Source organism: Brevibacillus sp. NPDC058079 (assembly GCF_042885155.1).
GTDB lineage: Bacteria > Bacillota > Bacilli > Brevibacillales > Brevibacillaceae > Brevibacillus.
In genome coordinates this window covers 149,179-169,805 of sequence record NZ_JBHVSO010000010.1, presented here as the reverse complement: position 1 = coordinate 169,805, position 20,627 = coordinate 149,179, and the positions used below count along the sequence as shown (strand labels likewise).

General features: G+C 38.1%; 20 protein-coding genes. 3 read left to right on the top strand and 17 right to left on the bottom strand.

Annotated elements, in window-relative coordinates:
• Positions 1–137 precede the first annotated feature (137 nt).
• The 5 genes from ACFVS2_RS26145 to ACFVS2_RS26125 form a co-directional block, all read right to left on the bottom strand.
• Positions 138–743, bottom strand: coding sequence for a DUF5052 family protein (locus ACFVS2_RS26145; RefSeq protein ID WP_390239325.1), 606 nt, complete (start codon positions 741–743; stop codon positions 138–140).
• A 100-nt stretch (positions 744–843) separates the two neighbouring features.
• Positions 844–1,296 carry a hypothetical protein gene (locus tag ACFVS2_RS26140; RefSeq protein WP_390239323.1) on the bottom strand — a complete coding sequence of 151 codons (453 nt, stop codon included), beginning with the start codon at positions 1,294–1,296 and terminating at the stop codon, positions 844–846.
• A gap of 36 nt (positions 1,297–1,332) precedes the next feature.
• Positions 1,333–1,599 (bottom strand): hypothetical protein, encoded by a 267-nt coding sequence (locus ACFVS2_RS26135; RefSeq protein ID WP_390239320.1) that lies wholly within the window; start codon positions 1,597–1,599, stop codon positions 1,333–1,335.
• Between the two features lie 224 nt (positions 1,600–1,823).
• On the bottom strand, positions 1,824–2,321 hold the full coding sequence (locus ACFVS2_RS26130; protein WP_390239318.1) for a hypothetical protein: 498 nt from the start codon (positions 2,319–2,321) through the stop codon (positions 1,824–1,826).
• Positions 2,322–2,374: 53 nt separating this feature from the next.
• A complete protein-coding gene (locus ACFVS2_RS26125) occupies positions 2,375–2,905 on the bottom strand; it encodes a hypothetical protein (protein ID WP_390239317.1) in 531 nt (176 codons plus the stop codon).
• Between the two features lie 186 nt (positions 2,906–3,091).
• Here ACFVS2_RS26125 and ACFVS2_RS26120 point away from each other — a divergent pair, with 186 nt between their 5' ends.
• A complete protein-coding gene (locus ACFVS2_RS26120; RefSeq protein WP_390239315.1) occupies positions 3,092–3,934 on the top strand; it encodes an ATP-dependent DNA ligase in 843 nt (280 codons plus the stop codon).
• A 300-nt stretch (positions 3,935–4,234) separates the two neighbouring features.
• Here ACFVS2_RS26120 and ACFVS2_RS26115 read toward each other — a convergent pair whose 3' ends face one another.
• The 5 genes from ACFVS2_RS26115 to ACFVS2_RS26095 form a co-directional block, all read right to left on the bottom strand.
• Positions 4,235–4,597 (bottom strand): hypothetical protein, encoded by a 363-nt coding sequence (locus ACFVS2_RS26115; RefSeq protein WP_390239312.1) that lies wholly within the window; start codon positions 4,595–4,597, stop codon positions 4,235–4,237.
• Positions 4,598–5,257: 660 nt separating this feature from the next.
• Positions 5,258–5,620 (bottom strand): hypothetical protein, encoded by a 363-nt coding sequence (locus ACFVS2_RS26110; RefSeq protein ID WP_390239310.1) that lies wholly within the window; start codon positions 5,618–5,620, stop codon positions 5,258–5,260.
• Between the two features lie 258 nt (positions 5,621–5,878).
• Positions 5,879–6,145: a hypothetical protein gene (locus ACFVS2_RS26105; protein ID WP_390239308.1), complete on the bottom strand. Its 267-nt coding sequence runs from the start codon at positions 6,143–6,145 to the stop codon at positions 5,879–5,881.
• A gap of 104 nt (positions 6,146–6,249) precedes the next feature.
• The gene (locus ACFVS2_RS26100) at positions 6,250–6,606 is read right to left on the bottom strand and encodes a hypothetical protein (protein WP_390239305.1); all 357 of its coding nucleotides are present in this window, start codon (positions 6,604–6,606) and stop codon (positions 6,250–6,252) included.
• 171 nt (positions 6,607–6,777) lie between these two features.
• A complete protein-coding gene (locus ACFVS2_RS26095; RefSeq protein ID WP_390239302.1) occupies positions 6,778–8,475 on the bottom strand; it encodes a hypothetical protein in 1,698 nt (565 codons plus the stop codon).
• 564 nt (positions 8,476–9,039) lie between these two features.
• On the opposite strand from ACFVS2_RS26095, the gene ACFVS2_RS26090 reads away from it, so the two are divergent.
• Positions 9,040–10,179, top strand: a complete 1,140-nt coding sequence (locus ACFVS2_RS26090) for a hypothetical protein (RefSeq protein ID WP_390239299.1) — start codon at positions 9,040–9,042, stop codon at positions 10,177–10,179.
• Between the two features lie 114 nt (positions 10,180–10,293).
• On the opposite strand, the gene ACFVS2_RS26085 is transcribed toward ACFVS2_RS26090, so the two are convergent.
• Both ACFVS2_RS26085 and ACFVS2_RS26080 read right to left on the bottom strand, forming a co-directional pair.
• On the bottom strand, positions 10,294–14,925 hold the full coding sequence (locus tag ACFVS2_RS26085; protein ID WP_390239297.1) for an RCC1 domain-containing protein: 4,632 nt from the start codon (positions 14,923–14,925) through the stop codon (positions 10,294–10,296).
• Between the two features lie 201 nt (positions 14,926–15,126).
• Positions 15,127–15,345, bottom strand: coding sequence for a hypothetical protein (locus ACFVS2_RS26080; protein ID WP_390239294.1), 219 nt, complete (start codon positions 15,343–15,345; stop codon positions 15,127–15,129).
• Positions 15,346–15,618: 273 nt separating this feature from the next.
• Here ACFVS2_RS26080 and ACFVS2_RS26075 point away from each other — a divergent pair, with 273 nt between their 5' ends.
• Positions 15,619–16,920, top strand: coding sequence for a type IV secretory system conjugative DNA transfer family protein (locus tag ACFVS2_RS26075; protein ID WP_390239291.1), 1,302 nt, complete (start codon positions 15,619–15,621; stop codon positions 16,918–16,920).
• Between the two features lie 433 nt (positions 16,921–17,353).
• Here the strand turns inward: ACFVS2_RS26075 and ACFVS2_RS26070 are convergent, their stop codons facing one another.
• The 5 genes from ACFVS2_RS26070 to tnpB form a co-directional block, all read right to left on the bottom strand.
• Positions 17,354–17,554 carry a hypothetical protein gene (locus tag ACFVS2_RS26070; protein WP_390239288.1) on the bottom strand — a complete coding sequence of 67 codons (201 nt, stop codon included), beginning with the start codon at positions 17,552–17,554 and terminating at the stop codon, positions 17,354–17,356.
• 134 nt (positions 17,555–17,688) lie between these two features.
• Entirely contained in the window at positions 17,689–18,075 is a 387-nt protein-coding gene (locus ACFVS2_RS26065) for a hypothetical protein (RefSeq protein WP_390239285.1), read from the bottom strand.
• Positions 18,076–18,120: 45 nt separating this feature from the next.
• Positions 18,121–18,582, bottom strand: a complete 462-nt coding sequence (locus ACFVS2_RS26060) for a hypothetical protein (protein WP_390239282.1) — start codon at positions 18,580–18,582, stop codon at positions 18,121–18,123.
• Positions 18,583–18,640: 58 nt separating this feature from the next.
• On the bottom strand, positions 18,641–19,099 hold the full coding sequence (locus ACFVS2_RS26055) for a GatB/YqeY domain-containing protein (RefSeq protein ID WP_390239279.1): 459 nt from the start codon (positions 19,097–19,099) through the stop codon (positions 18,641–18,643).
• Between the two features lie 309 nt (positions 19,100–19,408).
• The gene (gene tnpB, locus ACFVS2_RS26050; protein WP_390239277.1) at positions 19,409–20,518 is read right to left on the bottom strand and encodes an IS200/IS605 family element RNA-guided endonuclease TnpB; all 1,110 of its coding nucleotides are present in this window, start codon (positions 20,516–20,518) and stop codon (positions 19,409–19,411) included.
• Positions 20,519–20,627: the final 109 nt, after the last annotated feature.

The window sequence follows — 20,627 nt, the reverse complement described above, 5'->3', positions numbered from 1 at the left end:
TTTATGTTTCATTTTGTGGATTTAATAGCCCACGAGATGATATCTGATCAAGTCGAGTTTAGATGGAGTATTGACTCAAAAGAAAAAGGGAACCTGTTCAAAACAAGTCCCCCTTCACACGACGGTATCAAAAGTAATTATTTCAGCAATGACAGGTCATACACGGAGAAGTCACAGCGGTAGATAAACAATGCCTTTCCATCAATAAGGAACATCGTGCTCTTATCCACATCTGTTGCGAAATACGAAATGTCATTCCCCGCAAACGTAGCCAGTGGTTTTCCTGATTGAGAACGAATCAAAACGAGGAATTTTTGACCAGTTGTAAGGTTTTTCACAGAGTTTACCATTTGATTAATAAACGGAACCGAACGATCCTGGTTATGAATATCAACTGTCTTTGTATACTCATCAAAAACATCAACAATCCCTTTTTCACGCATAATCAGAGAACTGCCTACGTGTACAGCACTTTTTCCACCAACGGTATAACTGATAACACCTGATTTCTTCGTTACATTACCTTCTTTATCTTTTGTTGCAAACTCATCTTCGGAACCAATATCAATCGATTTTCCTTCAATACGATCTACGATGTTACTTTCTTCATCATACGTTTGTACAACCGCTTCCCGCCCATTGAACGCACTTTTAATGTTTCCAAATTCATTACTTAAAAAATTGCAAGCACTTAAAGATGCCAAGAGTGCAATGGATACAAGAATAGAAGTAAATGTTTTCATGTGTGATAGCTCCTTTTCGTTACCAATAATTGAATGGAAGGTATTGAACTTTTCATGCCTCTACATTTAATCGAAACATTTTTAGAAACAACAATCAAAATTAGAGTAAAGACTTAATTTCACTCTCTAAGTTGCTGATACACTCCTTCATAGAATGACTTAAATAACACTTTTCTTTTTGGTACTTTAGATATTCCGAAGTAACTTCGGCAACTGTATACGTATATCCACGTTGTATTAGGAACATTTGAATTCTTGTATGCGGATCAGTCTCTGACTCAAATTTACGCTCTCTTTCCCGTCTTTCCCAATCCGTCATACATGCTGATTCCAGTTGATCGAAGCTTCCTACATCGTTGTCTTTCACATCAATCACGACGTAATGGGGCACGACCAAATATTCCTTACCACATTCACTACATGTAGGCTTCGCAAATACATAACAGCCTATCTTTTCATCTAAAGGCTTGTTAGTAAAATCAAAGTCTGCATTTTCAAAAAGGACAAACCCCTTGCATTCCTTTACGTTACAACGATGTGCTTCTACTGACATACGGTCAATCTCCCTACTATTTGGATTTCTCGTTCTTTACTTCTCCCAAACCAAAGTACCTACTTCGTTAAAACAACGTGTTTCCTCTGGGAAAGAAAGCGTCCCTAAAGCGATGGCTGCGTCTCGATCTGTTACAATCCGAAAAGCATCCTTGCACACCATCACATACGCAACTTGATTTCGAATGTTTTCTGGCGTGGGAAGCATTTCAATGGGAACATCACATTCATCAAGCATGTCCTCGATGATTTCAGCTTTATCACTTTCCACCCAAGTTACAAAAAATTGCTCTCCTGATTGCATATAAAAACCTCCTCCAAATAAACAATAAGTTTCCTGTTTCCTTAAAGACCTTATATGTTATTCAAGCGAAGGTTGCTTTACAAAAAAAATGTACAAGTTTTCAAATTCAGTCCTTGACGCAATCATTTCTATGTGTCAAATTTCTTCTTGCTCGATGATAAAGTTGGGTTGGTAACTGGATTAACATGTCGGATAATATGCACATCAAGCAAAAGCCTGAAGCTTCAATCCTGATTAATCAAATAATCTAAAATTGTCTTCTGTTTCGGACGCTTATTTTCTTCTGGTATTTGATCTGCATGCTCCTTGCAGTAATAAACACCATTTTTGTCGGATGTCCAATAGGTCGGCTGCTTACAAACTTCACAATGTTCAGTAGGTTCAAAGACATCATTCAAGAAAATTTCGCAATACTTACAAATGCCTGAACCGTTTTTATATCCTCTACGTTCAAACTCATGGTTCTTGCAATTTATCATGCGTTGGAATTTGTTCCACGCATCTTCCTCTGCAATTTCAACAGTACTTCCTTCCCCACGTATAAACATTTCAGGAGACTTAGGAAAAGCCTCGAAAAACGCTGTTTGATAGTTTCCCTCAGAGGAAAACACGATGCCTGTGTCCCCACATTGCACGGAACAATCGTCAGGCCAAGGAAATTTGCATTCGTGGAAGTGTTCATGGTGAACACTTCCAAAATCACTTTTGCTTGCCAGTTTCATATCTCTCTCCTACCTGCCTTTTTCAATTAATCTTATTGGTCTGTACTAAGAAATTAATAGATTTTCAACTCTACTTTCTGTAAATGGATTAGTAATCTCTCGAATTGATTCAGACGATTACTCCACGCGAAGTATTCCTCATTCAGAGGTTCCTCGTTAAAAAGTTCTACTTTCTCTTCTTTATATAGATTCGAAATGTAATGATTAATGGCTGGCAAATAGTTCACTTTCACATCTGTTAACCAACAAAGGAAGAAATCGAACCCATCTATTTTTTGATCTACACCGATTTTCGCTAACTCTATTAAGTCATCGATATCTTGTACATAGATTTGTCCATCTTGATACCAGCCACCTAATCCCCCATTTTCCATTTGGCGATTCAAATTAGCCAACTGTACCGCAGCTCTTTCATATCCAGGAAGAGTTTTTAACCACATGGATCTAACATACCAACCGATCAGAATCCCTTCTTGTTTACACTTTTCGTAAAAAGGGTCGTATTTATCGTAAGCGGCGTGCAATAATTCATCATGATTTTTTAGATTTCCATTGTTTTCAGTGGAATCTCTATATTTATCCATCACTTTTCCTCCTTAAACCTTGGTCTTACATTGGCTAACTTTACACCAATCTATTTCCTCGATGAGCACATTTTAGTAGCGTTACCTACAGTCATCATCTATTAACCTACAGAAAAATATCCAATATTTTTACAATCAAACTCTCTAAAATTAGTGGTATTATTTATGATCAAAGGAGTGTTTTTCATGTTAAATCACCCTATCTACCCAATGTTACTTCACAAATCCGATTTTCCAGCTATAGGTGACTATATTCATCAGTTAAAATTTGATGGTTTTCGTTGTATCCTTCATTATAATCAAGGTAAGATAAGACTGTTCACTCGTCATCAGAATGAATGCACCAATCAATTTCCTGAAATTGTTCCTACTATTCAGGTTGAAAATTGTATTCTGGATGGCGAATTGGTTGTCATGGATGGAATAAAACCATGCTGGGAGTCTGTTATGAAACGTTTCCAGACAACCAAGCCCATGCACATTAAACAATTAGCCAATTATCTTCCCGCTCATTTTGTAGCATTTGACGTCATTTATTTCAACAATCAGGACATAAGCAAGATGCCTTTATCTGAGCGCCTAAGTTTGCTTGACTCCATTGTAGAAGCATCTAACGCTATATCTATCTGCCCATTCTCATCAAACGGAGAGCAACTATTTGAACGTGTCAAGGAGTTAGGTTTAGAGGGGATTTGTTCAAAGCGTCTTAACAGTCCTTATCTGTTTGATACGAGAAGTGAAAGCTGGTTAAAAACAAAAAACTATCAGTATGAAACAGTGACGATCACGGGAGTCAACAAAAAAGAATTTGCATGGTCACTTTCCAAAGAGGGTGTTTATGTTGGCTCTATGAAGTATGTGAATCCTACTGCAAGAAAAGACTTCTATCATCACTCAAAAAAGCTAACGATTAAAGAGTCTGATAGTTGGAGATATGTTCAACCAGTAATTAAGTGTAAGGTGAAATTTCAGAGTTATACGAAGTCTGGTTTGATGCGATCACCAAGTTTTGTTGAATTTGTATCGTGATTCCCCACATTGGGGAGTTTTTTGTTTGCCATAGTAAAAGAATTTCACTATGAAGAACAAACTATTCTTCCCTCTGATCATCTTAAATCCCTTGAACAACACTTCCATCATCCTGAGAGATTAGCTATCACATCAATAATCACCTCATAAAGGTTACATAATATTTATTATGTAACCTTTTGATCTTTCTCCAATACTTGTTTCTCTTCTTCTGTCATGAACATCTAACAGCGCCGCCAACATATGTGTCTCTTTGGCGGATGGGGTTCCAATGATAAACGAAATCCTTTTGGCATCTGATCACGTTCCCTTTAAAACTTTATAGGCAACAGCTAATGCATCCCCCATTGCACACTTTTCGGGAATTTTGCGTATGAATTTTTCTCGGATCTCTTTATACCCCGCGAAGTGTAACGATTTCCATAGATCATTCGTACCAGACAAGTATTTTCCAAATAATTTGTCACAGTAATCCTTGTAAGCTTCTTTATGATGAAAACCTAAAAGATCCCAAATCTTTGTAATGTGAGTACGGTGTTGACTTGCCACATAGGTTTGAAATATTAACATTGCAAGAGTATGATTCTCTTTTGCAATTTCAAACAACTCTCTTCTAAACTCTTTTCTTACCAGACGATATTTCCTCTTGTGCTGGGTACGCATACAAAAGTCTCCTTTTCAAAACAGATTGCTAACTTGATTCTTCTTTTATTTTCTTCGTTACATTCATGACCATATAACGTACATAGGCTGCTTTTAATTCGAATCGACTTATAATTTCACGTACTTCATCAAGAGCAGTGCTATTGTTCATTCATTTCTGTATGATAGTGTCACCAGACATCACAAGGAAACTATAACCTGATTGACATAATTCTCCGAGTAAATATTACCATCCAATTTTTCAAACGCCTGAACAATTGCAGTCAGCGTAACCTTTAATATCCAGTCGATTCCTCACACTCTTTTAGCATTTTAATCATGCCATTAATTGCTTGTAGAGAGATGCGTTTTTCTTCCTCAGTTGAACATGCAAATTTCTTGCTTGAACCATGTGTCACATTGTCTATCTGATTCGTTAACGCAATCCTCAACCATTCAATGGTTCAATTCATAAACATTTCCCCCAATTTTCTGATTCTTATTAAAGAACTTATCATTTATCGTTAAATATTGATCGAATAACGAGTACCAACGTCACCCCATACCAAAACAAAGCGGCATAATCCCGTTTTGATTCTGGGGGGATGTGAGGAACGTAAAAAAGAATCTTCAATATTTCTTCCAATGAACATCCCTCTTCTCTTTCATCGAGTACATTTTTCATTTTTTCATGGGAATAGAATGTGATTCTCGATAATTCTGTAAAGCAAAGTCAACCCAATAATCAAGTGCATATTGGAGATTATCTATTCCATAAATCCAACCGCTTATACCTTCTACCTGATAACGATTGTGTTCATACTGAATGTCTGTAAGTGTCCATTGTTTTCCTGTTTCCAATGTGATTACCTTATCTCCTGGCTTCAACCCCTTTTGCAAGCCATTTTTCAAGGTTGTAATCACCTCTTCTATGACTTGAGCAGGATCGTCATAATCGTCCATGTTCTCCCAAATCGCAATTGCATCTGTTAGCGCTCCTCTATACCGTGCCGTCAATTTTACGGTCTGACGAAAATCACTCATATATTTACCCTCCTATATCCTTCAAAATTGGTTCCATCAACTTTTTCTGATCATGTCTTGGGACATAGTAACGATCCCAGGAAGAGAAGTGGATACCGCTCTCTGGACAATCTCCTTAATTTCTTCCTTACTCATGGAACGTCGCCAATTAGGATTTGGCTCCGTATTTCCAGCATTTTTTCGTCTGCGTGCTTCTCCCATATACAACCTCCTGTTCTGAATGCATCTTTGTCCTCCAGATACGATCAGCCTTATGGTTCATGACTTGCAATTCAAAGCTTCCTCTAATTCTTTCATCGTAAAGGTAACTTCATGTTGCGCTCTGTTTTCATCATGGTAGATCGTGATGTTTTCTCCATCAACCTCATAACCACCATGCGGCAACGAACCGCTTGTTCTGGAACCACCCATGATGCCTTTTAATTGCACTGCCATGATCTCGATATACTTTTTTGAATGTGAATCAGTAATAACAAGACAGTTACCAAGAAAACTACCAACAACTTTTACTGATAACCTACTCATATCGTTCTCTCTCCCTTATTCGTATAGAATCCAATTTATTTATTCATCGTTCGGCTTCATCCACTTCTCTTTTCGGAGTGATAGATTCTGCCTACTTGGATAAATCACTTGATCCCCAAGGCGTCCTTCGCGGCTTTCTCGCATCGTTTATCCAATGAAATATCAGCAATATACTCCAAAATTTTGCGATATTCTGCATTCTCCTTTTCCAATCGGCATACTTCACAACTTCGCGTTAGTACGTCGTGTCTACTTGTCCAGCTATCGAATTTTTTCTCCTGTTCCTGTTTTGGAGTTATCAGTTCCATCTCGTGAATAGTCTCAATGCACGCGTGAAATTGTTTTCTTGATCGTTTTTTGTAAAACAATCGACCCGCTCTGAATATATTTGTCGCATCGATGACTTCTATTTGAATTTTATTAACGAATCGATTAAAGAAAACAACGATATACCGTTTCATGACAAAATCCTCTTTTCCAATGAAACTTTTAATAAAATGTTACTATAGCTGCAAACCAAGCGAACGGGATTGCTTCACTTTTATCTGCTGAAAGAGTAATCAGGATAGAGTTTTCTATCCTGACTGATAATTCCTTTCCATATGGCTTGTTAAGACGTGCATGAAACAGTCCTAACGTTTTAGTGTCTCGTTATGAACTTTTTCGACAGATACTACTGCTTCATTCGTATCAATAAAGCTCATATTCAACTGATCTCCCTCTCGAATGAAAGTCGCATAAGTTGATTCTTTCGGGTTGATATTGAAGACTTTTTCGCTGTTGTCTAATAGAATTTGGATCACGGTTGTTTCACCAATCTGCATGGAACCAACACGAAGAACTTTACCTGACATCTCTTTTATGGCAGAACTATCCGTTGGTGTATCCCCCTCTTGTGTTCCCTCTGTCGCCAATTTGAACTTATACATGTTCAATGCTTCTTGCTTAGACTCACCCGTAGCAACGATTTGTGGATTTTGAGCATTAACCAGAGCTATAGAACGAAGCAATCCATTTGCATCAATTACAGGAACAAACCAAGTGTCTGTTCCATAGATGTTGTACAAGATTGGATTTGTCCCCGTCCATTGTTCTTTCTTAAAACTATTATGAACAGCTTGCAATGCCGCTTTCCCATTTGCGAAACCATTAGAACCCTTGTAGTAAGTGAGCTTGCCTGTTCGCCCATTCATGAGTGTATACCCTTTTAAAGAGTTTGTTCCTGGCGATGAATGGTCGGTAAACCAATACATCTGTTTATCTGGACCAAAAACCCCAATTACTTCTTCGCCTGTATTCCACATCCGCACTTCACTGATATCCTGTCTACCCATCCAAGTATTAAGCCAACCATGTTTGTATGATGCCAGCCACTCATTGTAAGCAGATGCCAGATTTGGAGGAATCACAAAATCTACGAAATCAGGAACATCTTTAATATCATATTTCTTCATATTTCCTGTTTGCGGATCGACAAGAACAGCTCCATCTACTGTTGTCCCTGCACGGTATTTACCGTAATGTCCCACGGCAATTACATAATAAGGTTTTCCTTCATCATCGGGTTCAAATCCGCCTCCGATAATGATATCTTGTGGAAATTGACTTCGAACAAGTCGTTCTAAATTATCTCCAAAATAAGCAGATGGTACATATTTCATTTCATATTTGTCTACCAATTCACCAATGTCATCTTTCCGTTCTGCGGATACTTTCACATAACCAGGAATACTTCCCGCTTTACTGGCTTCCCAATACCCTTGATATTCAATTGGGGCAATCCATACTTCTTCCCCATCGATCTTTTGTCGTGTTAGTTCTCCTAACTGGTAGTAAGATGAATTAGCTAATTGTCCAATCAACTTTTCACCTTTATAATGAGCGGACTCTATTGGAACGGATGGAATATGTTCGATGTTTGTTGCTTGAATTTTTTCAGTTTTTTCTTCTGCTTGTACCAGATAATACAAATCTTGTTTTATAAACAGAGGATAGAAAAATGTCATAGTGACCCAAAACCCAAGGCTAATAACTCCTACTATTCCTAATGTAACCATAATAGACGTGTTTGCTTTTCCATTATGATTGCTCAAGATTACAATATCTCCGAAAAGTAACACCCCATATAGAATGGGAATTGTTGAAAAAACAGCGGAAATCGTTTGATCTTTTAATCCTACATAGCCTATGAAAAAAGCAACGATTCCTGCCAATGCAATCTTTACAACTTGCCAATTGATTAATGTTGCTCGATTTTCACCTGTGGCTTGCCAAAACGAAGGTGTTAAGAACAAGCTAATAGCCGATAACACACAAAACCAAAACAACATAGAAGAAAATCCCCCTTTAGACAATTATTCAAAAATGATTATAGTCGTATACTACCATCAGTATGGACTATAGTCAATTTTGATAATAGAAAAAAACCGCTCAGATTTACTCTGGCGGCTTTCATTTGTAGGGTTATTTTTAGTGATTAATCCTTCAAACGTTATTTAGCGCTTCTTTTTATCTCATCGAGTAATAATGCCGAACGGTAAAATTAGTTTCATAATCCAGCACATTCCAAAAAGTATCAACAGAAGAATACACCCTTCAAACCAAGTAGTTTTATGATCCTTCTCCATGAGAATCAACCTCTCGAATTTAGTTGAATATCCTTTGACACATCCACTTGGCACTCCGTCAAAAAAGAAAATCCTACGCAAAAAACTCCTTCATCATTCCGAATTCCGTTGAAAATCTGTTGTTTATATTATTTATACATTAGACCATTCACTATTGTCAATCTTTCGAAAAATGATCTATAATCATTGTTAATTCTCAATAATACTGATTGATCCCTACAGCGAACTGTATTTTGTTAACGACATACGAAGCAGGAGTTGAAATATGTGAATACCTTTGACATTCAAGCAACACGAATGGAGCGAACTTTTGTTCGAAAAATACAAAATGAAATGCATTTTACGACAGGAGCAGGCAAAAACAACTTTCTGGTAGATTCGGACTCTCAAATCTTAAAGATACGTACAGAATTTAGCACTTCAACTCAATCAATATCGAGAAAAAGACTTCGCAAAGCAATTTCTTTTCTCTTATTCAAAAAAACAGCAACAAGGAAAGAATTAGAACGATACTCTCATATGAATTCTTCTCTAATGGGATTACTTCAAAGAATCCTAATTCAAATAGCCAAAATCACGCGTACAGCCAAAGGATTACTTCGTATAACAATCAAAGGGGTTCGCTTTTTCTTCTCAGGTCTTGATCGAGCAAGCATCTCTGATTTAGAAACCGTTGTTAAAAGTGGTGGAAGGCATATTCTTTGTTCATACTATTATTTGCGTCAGCAAAACAATCAGAGGTTATTAGACTATATATCACAGTATGGTTTGCAACTCCTATTGGACTCAGGAGAATACTCTGCTTACAAAGCAAGAGAAAAAGGAAAAGCAGTCGATCCAATTACCATTTCTGAGTATGCTGCATTTGTCCAAACCTATAAGAAGTATATATTTGGATACTTCAACATGGATGTCACAAATAATCCCGAGAAATCAAAGCAAAACTTTGATACACTCAAAAAACTGACGGGGATTGCTCCTATTCCGATTTGGCATTGTAATATTGATAACTGGAAACAAAGCGATTGGATTACGTTAGATAATCTGGTGAATGAAGATCATGCTGTCATAGGAATTGGTGCCACTGTGCATATGGGATTAAAAGCGGGACCTCGCCTGATGAACGAAGTGAAGGATCAATTATTTAAAGAAATATTCAAGCGTCACCCTCTTCAAAACTTCCACTGGCTCGGGGGTTCATCGAAAATTTTGTTCAAATATCCTCTTTTCTCTTCGGACTCCTCTGGTTATTTACAAGGAAGGAAAAAAAATCAGCTCTACTTTTTTGATGGAGTTGATATTTCAACTCGAATTGATGATTGGCGAACTGACGAACAGTGTTTCGAAAGTAATGTCCAGGTACTATCCAACCTTGAAGAGATGACTTTGTATTATTCGATTTCATAGCCTGAATACATCCTCTGTAAGTGTAAGCCTCTCAATTAATTAAGAAAACATCTTGATTCAATATGTATATCACCAATAACAAAAAAGGGAGCAAATTAATGCTCCCTTTTTTCGTTACTTAATTACAGCATCGATTCGAGCTTGCAAACCATCTTTAACCGATTCCGATTTCAAGGCATCAACACATTCCTTGGCTTTGTTTTTGTAGCTCAGAGACTTATGTTTTTCGTACAATTCAACATAAGTTGTCGCTTTGGAAATTGCTTTGGCTTCAGCTTGATCACTGATGCTATTATTGTAATCCGCTTTAAGCTTATCTACTTTTTGTTGAAGTTCATCGAAAATACTCTGATATTGATTGTTTGTACGAGTTTCGCTTGGTACGCTATTGATTTTTTCAATCGCATATTCAATGTTTTGTTTTGAGAAGTATCTCTCTGCTCGATATACGGAACTGATGACATCTTTAAACAATTCTTTTTCAATAGGTTCTTTGATGTTCTCAATCTTTTGATCTAAATCGCTCATTGGAAGTGGTTTTGCCTCTCCAGATCCCTTCTCAATAGCATTTAAGCGGGATTGCAGAGCATCTTTATCGGAACCATCAGGTAGATTGCTAACCATTCTTTGCGCATCTGTAATATACGGATCGCGCTTGTGCTGTTCAGCTTGTTCTACTTTTTTGGTCGCCTCTAACAGCTTAGCCTTGTATTCCTTATTCGCAATCTCATTCTTGATGATGTCTAAGCGAGATTGTAATTGAGCCTTTTCTTTTCCCTCTGGTAAAGTATCAATCAATTTTTGGGCATTGCTTACATAGGGGTCACGCTTGTATTGCTCTGCTTGTTCAACTCTCTTGGTTGCCTCAGCGAGCTTCTCTTGTTGATCTTTGTTTTGTGCCTCACTTTTCACTTTATCCAAACGCTCCTGTAACGCTTGCTTGTCTTGTCCATCTTTGAGTTGATCAATGAGTTTTTGAGCATCTGCGATGTATGGATCTCGCTTGTATTGTTCGGCTTGTTCAACTTTTCTTGTAGCGTTTTTAAGCAAGTCTTTTTGTTCTCCATCATCATTACCCAGTTTTGCTTTATCCAAACGATCTTGCAATGCTTGCTTTTCAGGACTCGTAGCAAGTTTATCGATGAGTTTCTGAGCATCTGTGATATATGGATCTCGTTTGTATTGCTCGGCTTGCTCGACCTTTCTGGTTGCCTCTTTCAGCAAGTCTTTTTGATTATCGTCAGAATCCTTATTTTTCACTTTATCTAAGCGATCCTGCAAGGCTTGTTTTTCAGGACTTGCGGCAAGTTTGTCGATGAGTTTTTGAGCATCTGTCATATATGGATCTCGTTTGTATTGTTCCGCTTGCTCGACCTTTCTGGTTGCCTCTTTCAGCAAGTCTTTTTGATTTTCATCAGAATCCTTATTTTTCACTTTATCTAAGCGATCTTGCAAGGCTTGTTTTTCAGGACTTGCGGTAAGTTTATCGATAAGTTTTTGAGCATCTGCGATATATGGATCACGCTTGTATTGCTCCGCTTGCTCGACCTTTCTGGTTGCCTCTTTCAGTAAGTCTTTTTGATCTTCATCAGAATCCTTATTCTTTACTTTATCTAAGCGATCCTGCAATGCTTGTTTTTCAGGACTTGCGGTAAGTTTATCGATGAGTTTCTGAGCATCTGTGATATATGGATCTCGTTTGTATTGCTCCGCTTGCTCAACCTTTCTGGTTGCCTCTTTCAGCAAGTCTTTTTGATCTTTATCTGATATATCTTTCTTTATCTTATCGAGACGATCCTGCAATGCCTGTTTTTCAGGGCTATTTGTAAGTTGATCAATTAGCTTTTGGGCATCAGAAATATAAGGATCACGCTTGTATTGCTCTGCTTGCTCGACTTTCCTGGTTGCTTCCTTTAGTTTATCTTGTTGATCCTTGTCAGAAATCTCTTTTTTAATTTTATTTAAGCGCTCTTGTAAATCAGTTTTATCTTTTCCATCAGCTAATTTATCAATGGCTTTTTGAGCATCGCTGATATAAGGATCACGTTTGTACTGTTCAGCCTGCTCAACCTTTTTTATGGCTTCTTTAAGCAGATTATCAACACCAATTTTATCAATCTCTTTTTGCAATTCGTCCAAACGATCTAATAACTCTTTTTTCTCTGGTACATCAGGGAGCTGGTTTACGATATCTTTTGCTTCTTTCAATTTTTCTTGCGTCTTTTGTTTTTCAGCGTTATTTACTGCGTTCTCCGATTGAGAAAGAGCATTGGCGTAAATAATTCCTTCCATCGTTACAACAGGACTCACATTTCCTGCTTTATCTACAGTTTTAAAGGAAAAACGATATTTTCCATCTGGTATTTTCTTATTCGGATTGTATACTTCCCATCCTTCTTCAGTCATTAAAAACGAATCTGATCTGGCTGCTCTTAACATCATTTTAGGGCGAATCGTCTCTGTTTTTACTAACGTTTCTTTCACACCAGATTCGCTATCGATTCCATCTGTAAGATTCAGATTCCCTCTTACGAACTTAGAAGTTGGTGGAGTCGGAGCGATTTTGTCAATATAGAGAATAGCTAATGTGCTTTCCCCGCTCTCATTACCAGCCTCATCATACGCTTTTGCATATACCGTATTGTTTGAAGTCAGGGTGATAGGATTCGTATAGTCTGTCCATGCTCCATTACCACCGATTTTATACAGCTTGCGAGCAGCATCAGACGGATACTCAATGTTTACTTGAACATCCTGATTTGTAGGACCTGAAACATTGGTTACAATTTTGGGTGAAATCGGGGAGTCTTTATCGATATTCGTTACAGCATAATTACTCTCTGGAGATACTCTTCCATCTGTCGTTTTGTATCGAGCGAAAACCACACCATTGTTTACCATCAAGATTGGGCTACTATACCCTACCCAATTTCCCGTACTACCGATCTTATACTCCTTCACGCTTGCATCAGTGGGATAATCAATAGTGACACGTACATTGCCATTAGTGAGTGTCGTTTTGTCAGCGACGAAGGTGGCTTTTGATAGTTCTCCCTTGACAATATTGTCGACTACTACCGTTTCTTTCAGGATATTCCCTGCGTTATCTTCAATTTCAAACAGGTAGGAGCCATTTTCACTTACTGTAAATGAAGCAGTCGATCCATTGATATAACTATTATTCGGCAATTTAATTCGCTTGACACCTGTCTCAGAATCTACTGCCTGTAAAGAAATTTGAACCGTTCCATTCGTGATGCCAGAAGGTGTTTTGGTTACAGAGACTGTCGGCAATTTCGTATCGATATTTGATATCGTAATGCTTTTTACAGCTTCATTCCCAGATTTGTCTTTCGCATAAAAAGTATAGGTGCCGTTCTGCATTACGACAAAAGAATTCCCTGTAAAGGCTGAGCCTTGTGATGCAAAGTAACTTACAGGTTGATTCCCATTTGCCCATTTAACAACCTCAATACCACTATCAACATCCGTGACGTTAACATTCATGGTAAAACTTGATTGCGTTGGGCTTGTTACAGATGGTGTTAATGTAATAGTTGGTGGGACTTCATCTTTGTTTTTTACCAACGATAAATTTATGCCACTTAGCTGCACAGGTGTTGTAACGGGAGCTGTATTTCCAGTTCCGACTTGTCCTGATGTGTTTTCTCCCCATCCCCAAACTGTTCCATCCGATTTGATCGCTAAGTTAAAATCATCTTTAGCATCAATCGCAATGATGTTACTCAGACCTTTTACTTGGACAGGTGAAAGAGCATTCACATTAGTACCAATTCCAATCTGCCCCGCTGCATTTGATCCCCATGCCCAAACGGTTCCGTCCGATTTCAAAGCTAATGAGTGATCCGAACCTGCTGCGACTGATGTTACATTCGATAATCCAGGAACCATAGCTGGCATCATATAGTTAGCAGGCGGTCGATTCGTTCCATTTCCTAATTGACCTGAGCCATTTGAACCCCAAGTCCAAACCGTTCCATCTCTCTTTACAACGATATCATGCCCTTGTCCAGCTTTTGCTTCTTTGACAGAGTTCATAGCCGTCAACTGAAATGGTACTAATTTTTGACCTGCGGAAGTAGAACCCCATATCCACAAGCTGCCATCTGATTTAGTTGCAAGCGCGTGACCTTTTCCTGCATCAATTGCAACAACATCGGTAAGACCCGAGACAGGTACAGGGTAAGGTTGATCTCTTGTTGAATTGTTCCCAACTGTTCCGTCAGAGTTTGCACCCCACGCCCAAACGGTTCCATCCGATTTCAAGGCCAAACCGTATCCATGTCCATATGATATTGATTCTACATTGGTCAAATCTTTGACTTGAGTTGGTTTGTTTTTCGCTCCAGTTGTTCCATCACCAATTTGCCCTACTGCATTAAATCCCCAGCCCCATACAGTTCCATCGGTTTTTAATACATGAGTATTCCATGCTCCAGATTCAACAGCAACTACATTTGTAATACCACTACCTGATGTTCTCCCATATTGGCCATCTCCCCAACCATATACAGTACCATTTGGCTGAACGACCATCGAATGCGTAAATCCTGGTGAGATTAGGTTTGCATAAGTTTGTGTAATTGCCTCACTTTTTATTGGCTGGAAAAAAGGTAATGACCCAAACAACATAGATGTGGCAAGAAGTGATACTAACATTTTATTTGCCCGCAGTTTATCCTGTTTTGGGAAGCGTTTATTATTAGAATTTTGTTGTTTTTGCATTTTTATTAATCCCCTTTCATATCAAACTTGAAAATTTATTACTTAGGGATCATATGCAAAAATCATTTCAATACAACTATTTCAACACAACTATACACTCCTATGACGTTCGATTTAAAAAAGGCTGTTTTCGTATTGATTGTTGCTGTTGAAAGATAAAAAAAGAGTCTCTTTTCTTCAGAGACTCTTAATTGTTTGAAGTCATATTTTATTTGCAACGTGTGGTCGCAAATCTCTTTCAAACTCATGGTGTTTTAAAATCCAGCAACTCGAATCATGTTCCTCAATCGCTTCTAATAACACATCTTTTTCCCTAAATGTATATTTTACTATGTCACCTTTATAAAAAACCTCATAATCGTCGTCAGAGTGTGTGTTTGTCCATATTGCATAAGGCATTTTGACCAATCCAGACTCCATGATTTCACCTCTCAATTAAACTCGCATTTTTTACAAATTAAGTATACCGTAAAATCAACAAATTTTGCAAAAAGAGCCTTGAAAAAACAAAATTTTGCTTTTATGAACAACGTATGGAGCGAAAGCAAGGTGCTACAGAGCAAAATTCCCCTCTCTTAGAACAATACTCTCTTTCTTGATACTGATCTTTGATTTTCAAAGCAAAAGATTGATGAATAACTTCAATCATTCTTGTCTATAATCAATGAACTTAAATTAAAGGGGGAAGTAATAATGAGAGAAGTCTCAAAATTAATATTAGGTAAAAATACCGAAACAAACGAAGAGGTACTATTAAACAATGGGAATCTACTAATTTTAGGAGGTGATCACTCAAGAAAACATGACATAGTGACTTGTCCATTTTTAAATCAGGTAATTGCAAATAAAGGACAAGGAGTAACCATTTTTGATCATACTGGGAAAGTAACAAGTGTCGCTTATGCCCTTGCCAAGAAAAACAGAAGAAAAATACTCTATTTTAATCCGACTCTCTACAACGTGAAATTTAATCCACTTAGAGGAAATGTAGAGGATGTTATTGCTAACTTTATCCGTTTTTTTCGGATTCAAAACCCACATACCCCTGAATTTTATATGAGCAATGCAACTACGTTACTTACTTACGCGATTAAGGTATTAAAAAGACTTTACGGTGATAATACAACCCTTTTCACCCTGCAAAAATTCCTTTCCAATGTTCATGGATTTAGCAGAAAAACAATTATCAAGTTCAACCAATTATCTCCTTCAGATGGCACAAAGAAAGAGGAACACGATCTCATCTCGTCCTGGCTCTCGAATGAGTATCTTAACGAAAAGAGCAAAACCTACGAATACTCAATAACTGTACGATCATTTTTAGTAGAATTGTTATCAAATCAAGCGCTTGCGCAGATATTTAATACAAATGAGAGTGGAACTTTTTTAGAACTGGATTTCAACCAACACTTACAAAACAAAGAAGTGGTTATTATTCACACGGACGAAACAAAACTTTCAACTACTGCTTGTAGTCAATTACAAACTCTGATCGCACTCCATTTTCAAAATGTTGTTTTTCGTCAAGTAAAACCTGTTAATCATCTGCTCTATATCCAAAATTTGTATTGCATTAAACCTATCCTCGATGAATTGTTTCAATTTGGAACAAATCGTTGTCTCCGTATAGTAGCTGAAGCAGATAACGGCGTATTGTTCGAACACATTAATAGGGAATACAAAAACACTTCGCTGATTGCCAACTTTCCAAATATCATTTTGATGCAAGGAACAATGATTAACGACCAGTTTCGGGATCAAATTTTCCCTAATAACCTAAGTAATACAAACAATGTTCCCGTTACAGTTAAAGATAAATGCGAGTTTTATTATCAAGTTCTTGATCCGAATGCTAATGCATATCAACACACGGGCTTTGCTTTCGGCATTCCTTTATCTGTGGAAGAAACTGCGTTTCTACAAAAAAGAATCAAACGGTACAATAAAGAGTTTCAACATCAATTGAATTTACTTCAATTGTCACAGGCTCAATGAGGCTGCTGCAACAAAAGAAGACCCCCTTATTTGGAGGTCTTCTTCTAATTTACGCACAGTATAAACATGAATTGAACTTTTCCATAATAGCTTGCTGTGATCTTGGATAACCAGCAGTTCGTGTTTTAGGAGAACAGCTTAAACAAGAACAATGAACTTTCCCTTTGGAAAGTCGTCCATACTGTTCTTTTTTCACATACCAATAGCTGTGCATAATTATCAACTTTCTCCGATTTATGACCCGCTTTCGATGATGCCGATAATAGGCTCGGCTACGATTTGTATTCTTCGGTTTCACAACATCATACCCCCTTGGCTTGAAGCTCTGCCTACAAAAGAATCCAAGGGATCATGAAATAGCTTCTCTTATAGGCGGAGCATGATGTTATGTTCGCCTGTCCCTTTTCTCAATGTATCCCTCCTTCCTAACCATTTACTCTTCTCCTTGTGTTCTACTAATTACGAGAAGTTTGTCAGGTACACCAGGTACTCGTCCTCGTTCAAGGTATATATCCAAAATTTCGTTGTCAGGATTGTTTCGAAAGAACTCGTTTACTTCATTTTCAAGATTCGCAATCCAACTATCTTCAAAAATGTTGATTCTAATATTTTTTGCCTTACCATACTCTTTCAAAGGAGACACCTCTTTATTCTCAGGGCGTTTTAATAATCAGGTAAAACGAAATGAATCTCGTTTCCTATTCGTTCTCAGGTGTTTTTTTACATCAAGATACAATCTTTAAATCACTTTTTACAACATTAATGGGATTACCTAATAGATAAATACCAATCTCCGATATACTCGGTTGGAGTTAAGCCATCCTCTTTCCTTTGAAACCCATGTTTAGTTGCAAATGACAATATCTCTTCGGTCAACATGCTTTCAAGCTCAATGAACTCATATCCATTAACGATTCCATATTCTTTTAAGATTTGAAGCAATCTTGATCCGTACCCCATCCTGCTATGTTGAAATTGGATTCTGGCAATCGTGATTTTTTTCATCACTTTGTTAAACCGGATCATCACCTCATTTTCATCGCCTTTAATAAACAGACGATTCATGTCTACCCACGCATGAACATTTCCTTTATTATCCTCTTCAAATAGTTGAACAACTGGTTCAAATTCATCTAACGATACTCGATGGAACAATATTCAGTCCCTCCCATTCAGACGATTGGCGTTGCCTTCAAAACACTATTCGGGTTCCACAACATTCAGGTCTTCATCTACGATTTCAAAATCCATATAGGCGATATGAATTGGTGAAATATTTCCTGTAGCCAAATACGTAGGTTGAATGATGAAGGTTTTCGTAGGTCTTACTTCATTCAAGACCCAACATTCTTTATTGATGATTGCATCATGAACACCTTGCTGATACACCTCTTCTGGAGGAACAACTTCTCTTTCATCCAGTTCAAATTTGTAAACTCGAAGAGGCTTGTATGTTTCTGAAAGAGGATCGTACATATCTTTGTCAGCATAGTAATTAATCGCATTCATGCACTCGATGATATGCTCACTGACACAAACACGTTTAATGCATCTATTCTCATTCCCCGTAACTAAGAATGAATTTGGAATTTTTGGGACGAATATCTGAATCTCTTTGTGTATCTCTCGACTAACGTGATAGTATGTTTTCATTTTATTCATCCTTCCCCCTACTCTTAGTATAAAGGAAAAGCCCACTTCTTAGGGTGGGCATTCATTTTTATTTTAATGCTTCTGTTACGACTACATTTACAAGCTTATTATCAGCTTTGCCTTTAACCATTGGCATGATTTCCTTCATGACAGTCCCCATGTTAGCATTCACACCAAGTTTTTCTACGATACCCCTAACGATTTCTTGAATCTCTTCTTTGCTCATTTGAGCTGGGAGATATTTTGCAATCAACTCTAAGCTCGCTTGAAGCTCAACAACTTTCTCAATCTTCCCCGCCTTCTGAAATCCTTCGATTTCCTCTTGTACTTGCTTTTTAACGGTTTGAATGACGCTTACCGCTTCTTCGTCGCTAACAAAGTCTACAAGCTTTTCTTTCGCTTTCTTTTGTAGTCGGTCAAGAATCAATCGAATCGTCGCTAAGGATTCTTTCGCTTTTGCTTTCATTGCCTCTTTCATATCTGCTTCCAGTTGAATTTGCGTTTTGCTTTTTTCTACTTGTGTCATTTGATTTCTCCTCTTTTCTCTATGTTTTTAATTACATCGTTAATTTCAAGACGTGTTCAATTTCCATCAATTCAAAATCACAAATAATTCCACCGAAAACCCCAACGAGCTTGGTCTTATTATGGTAATCGATTGAATTAATATGGTGATGTCCATGAAACAGAACTCGTGGATGACAACGTTCCATATAATCAGTCAGACCAACAAATCCTTGTTGAACACTCCCACCACCTGTAGCGGTGGGGGATTCTTGCGAACAGAGAAGCAACCTTCTCTTTCTTAGCAAGCGATCCCTACGGTTCCCGCAGTTTAGTTGGACATTGCCAACAATCGCAGTCCTTCTTGCTTGATATTCCTACTGGCATTGTCATCACGATCATGCTGGGTGCCGCAATCTGGGCATGTCCATTCCCGTAGGTTAAGATTTTTGACTGCGGGATTACGCGTTCCACAGACATGACAAAGCTGGCTGGATGGATAATTTTTCGACACAACACTGATCGTACGCCCATACCAAGCGGCTTTGTAGGTCAGCATGGTGCGCAGCGTTGCCCAACTCACTTCGGCGATAGACTTTGCCAGCTTATGATTCTTGATCAAGTTGGTGATTTGTAAGTCTTCCAGGCAGATCGTTTGATTTTCACGAATCCACTTGGTCGAGAGTTTGTGTAAAAAGTCTTGTCGACAGTTCGCGATCTTTTCGTGAATACGGGAAACTTTTTGTTTCGCTTTTTGGTAGTTTGAACCGCCTTTTGTACGGCGAGATAGACGCCGTTGCCAAAAAGCCAGATGCTTCTCATAGGTGCGCAGATGTTTCGGATTGGAAATGACTTCTCCATTACTGCAAACGGCAAACGATTTGATACCTAAGTCCACACCGATGACGGTATCCGTTTCCGAGAGGGGCTGAACATCTACTTCACAAAGGATGGAAACAAAGGTTTTTCCACTTGGATTCTTACGAATCGTAGACGAAAGGATACGCCCTTCGACTTCTCTGGACTTGGCAAAACGCATCCACCCCAACTTTGGGAGTTTCAAGCGGTTGCCATCAATAGCAATATTGCCGTTCGTGAATTTGGTTGTGTAGCTTTGCACAGGATTTCGCTTGCTTTTAAAACGAGGTTTTTCATTTTGTTTCTGGTAAAAGCGTGTAAAGGCATCCGCTACATGTCGAACAGCGGATTGTAAGGCAATGCTGTCTACTTCTTTGAGCCATGCGAAGCTGTTCTTTAGGGCAGGAAGCTCCGTGGCACAAGTGTTGTAGGTTAGCCCTTTCCCTGTCTCTTGGTACGTATGATTCCATTTATTCAGGAAGTGGTTAAAGACAAAACGAGAGCATCCGATGGTTTTCTGGATCAGGGACATCTGCTTTTGCGTAGGGTAAATACGAAAGCGAAAGGCTTTGTGGGTCAGCATGAAACGATCACCTCCTTTTGGCGATTATAGCACATACGTTCGCCTCTTATGTACAAAAAGATGACGATTCATCTCCCCCTTATCGAAGAGGGAGTCTTCTCGATTGATT

What these genes read in the sequence shown, in the direction of transcription:
- ACFVS2_RS26145 (WP_390239325.1), bottom strand. Translation starts at nt 743, where the DNA reads ATGAAAACATTTACTTCTATTCTTGTATCCATTGCACTCTTGGCATCT.
- ACFVS2_RS26140 (WP_390239323.1), bottom strand. Translation starts at nt 1,296, where the DNA reads ATGTCAGTAGAAGCACATCGTTGTAACGTAAAGGAATGCAAGGGGTTT.
- ACFVS2_RS26135 (WP_390239320.1), bottom strand. Translation starts at nt 1,599, where the DNA reads ATGCAATCAGGAGAGCAATTTTTTGTAACTTGGGTGGAAAGTGATAAA.
- ACFVS2_RS26130 (WP_390239318.1), bottom strand. Translation starts at nt 2,321, where the DNA reads ATGAAACTGGCAAGCAAAAGTGATTTTGGAAGTGTTCACCATGAACAC.
- ACFVS2_RS26125 (WP_390239317.1), bottom strand. Translation starts at nt 2,905, where the DNA reads ATGGATAAATATAGAGATTCCACTGAAAACAATGGAAATCTAAAAAAT.
- ACFVS2_RS26120 (WP_390239315.1), top strand. Translation starts at nt 3,092, where the DNA reads ATGTTAAATCACCCTATCTACCCAATGTTACTTCACAAATCCGATTTT.
- ACFVS2_RS26115 (WP_390239312.1), bottom strand. Translation starts at nt 4,597, where the DNA reads ATGCGTACCCAGCACAAGAGGAAATATCGTCTGGTAAGAAAAGAGTTT.
- ACFVS2_RS26110 (WP_390239310.1), bottom strand. Translation starts at nt 5,620, where the DNA reads ATGAGTGATTTTCGTCAGACCGTAAAATTGACGGCACGGTATAGAGGA.
- ACFVS2_RS26105 (WP_390239308.1), bottom strand. Translation starts at nt 6,145, where the DNA reads ATGAGTAGGTTATCAGTAAAAGTTGTTGGTAGTTTTCTTGGTAACTGT.
- ACFVS2_RS26100 (WP_390239305.1), bottom strand. Translation starts at nt 6,606, where the DNA reads ATGAAACGGTATATCGTTGTTTTCTTTAATCGATTCGTTAATAAAATT.
- ACFVS2_RS26095 (WP_390239302.1), bottom strand. Translation starts at nt 8,475, where the DNA reads ATGTTGTTTTGGTTTTGTGTGTTATCGGCTATTAGCTTGTTCTTAACA.
- ACFVS2_RS26085 (WP_390239297.1), bottom strand. Translation starts at nt 14,925, where the DNA reads ATGCAAAAACAACAAAATTCTAATAATAAACGCTTCCCAAAACAGGAT.
- ACFVS2_RS26080 (WP_390239294.1), bottom strand. Translation starts at nt 15,345, where the DNA reads ATGGAGTCTGGATTGGTCAAAATGCCTTATGCAATATGGACAAACACA.
- ACFVS2_RS26075 (WP_390239291.1), top strand. Translation starts at nt 15,619, where the DNA reads ATGAGAGAAGTCTCAAAATTAATATTAGGTAAAAATACCGAAACAAAC.
- ACFVS2_RS26060 (WP_390239282.1), bottom strand. Translation starts at nt 18,582, where the DNA reads ATGAATAAAATGAAAACATACTATCACGTTAGTCGAGAGATACACAAA.
- ACFVS2_RS26055 (WP_390239279.1), bottom strand. Translation starts at nt 19,099, where the DNA reads ATGACACAAGTAGAAAAAAGCAAAACGCAAATTCAACTGGAAGCAGAT.
- tnpB (WP_390239277.1), bottom strand. Translation starts at nt 20,518, where the DNA reads ATGCTGACCCACAAAGCCTTTCGCTTTCGTATTTACCCTACGCAAAAG.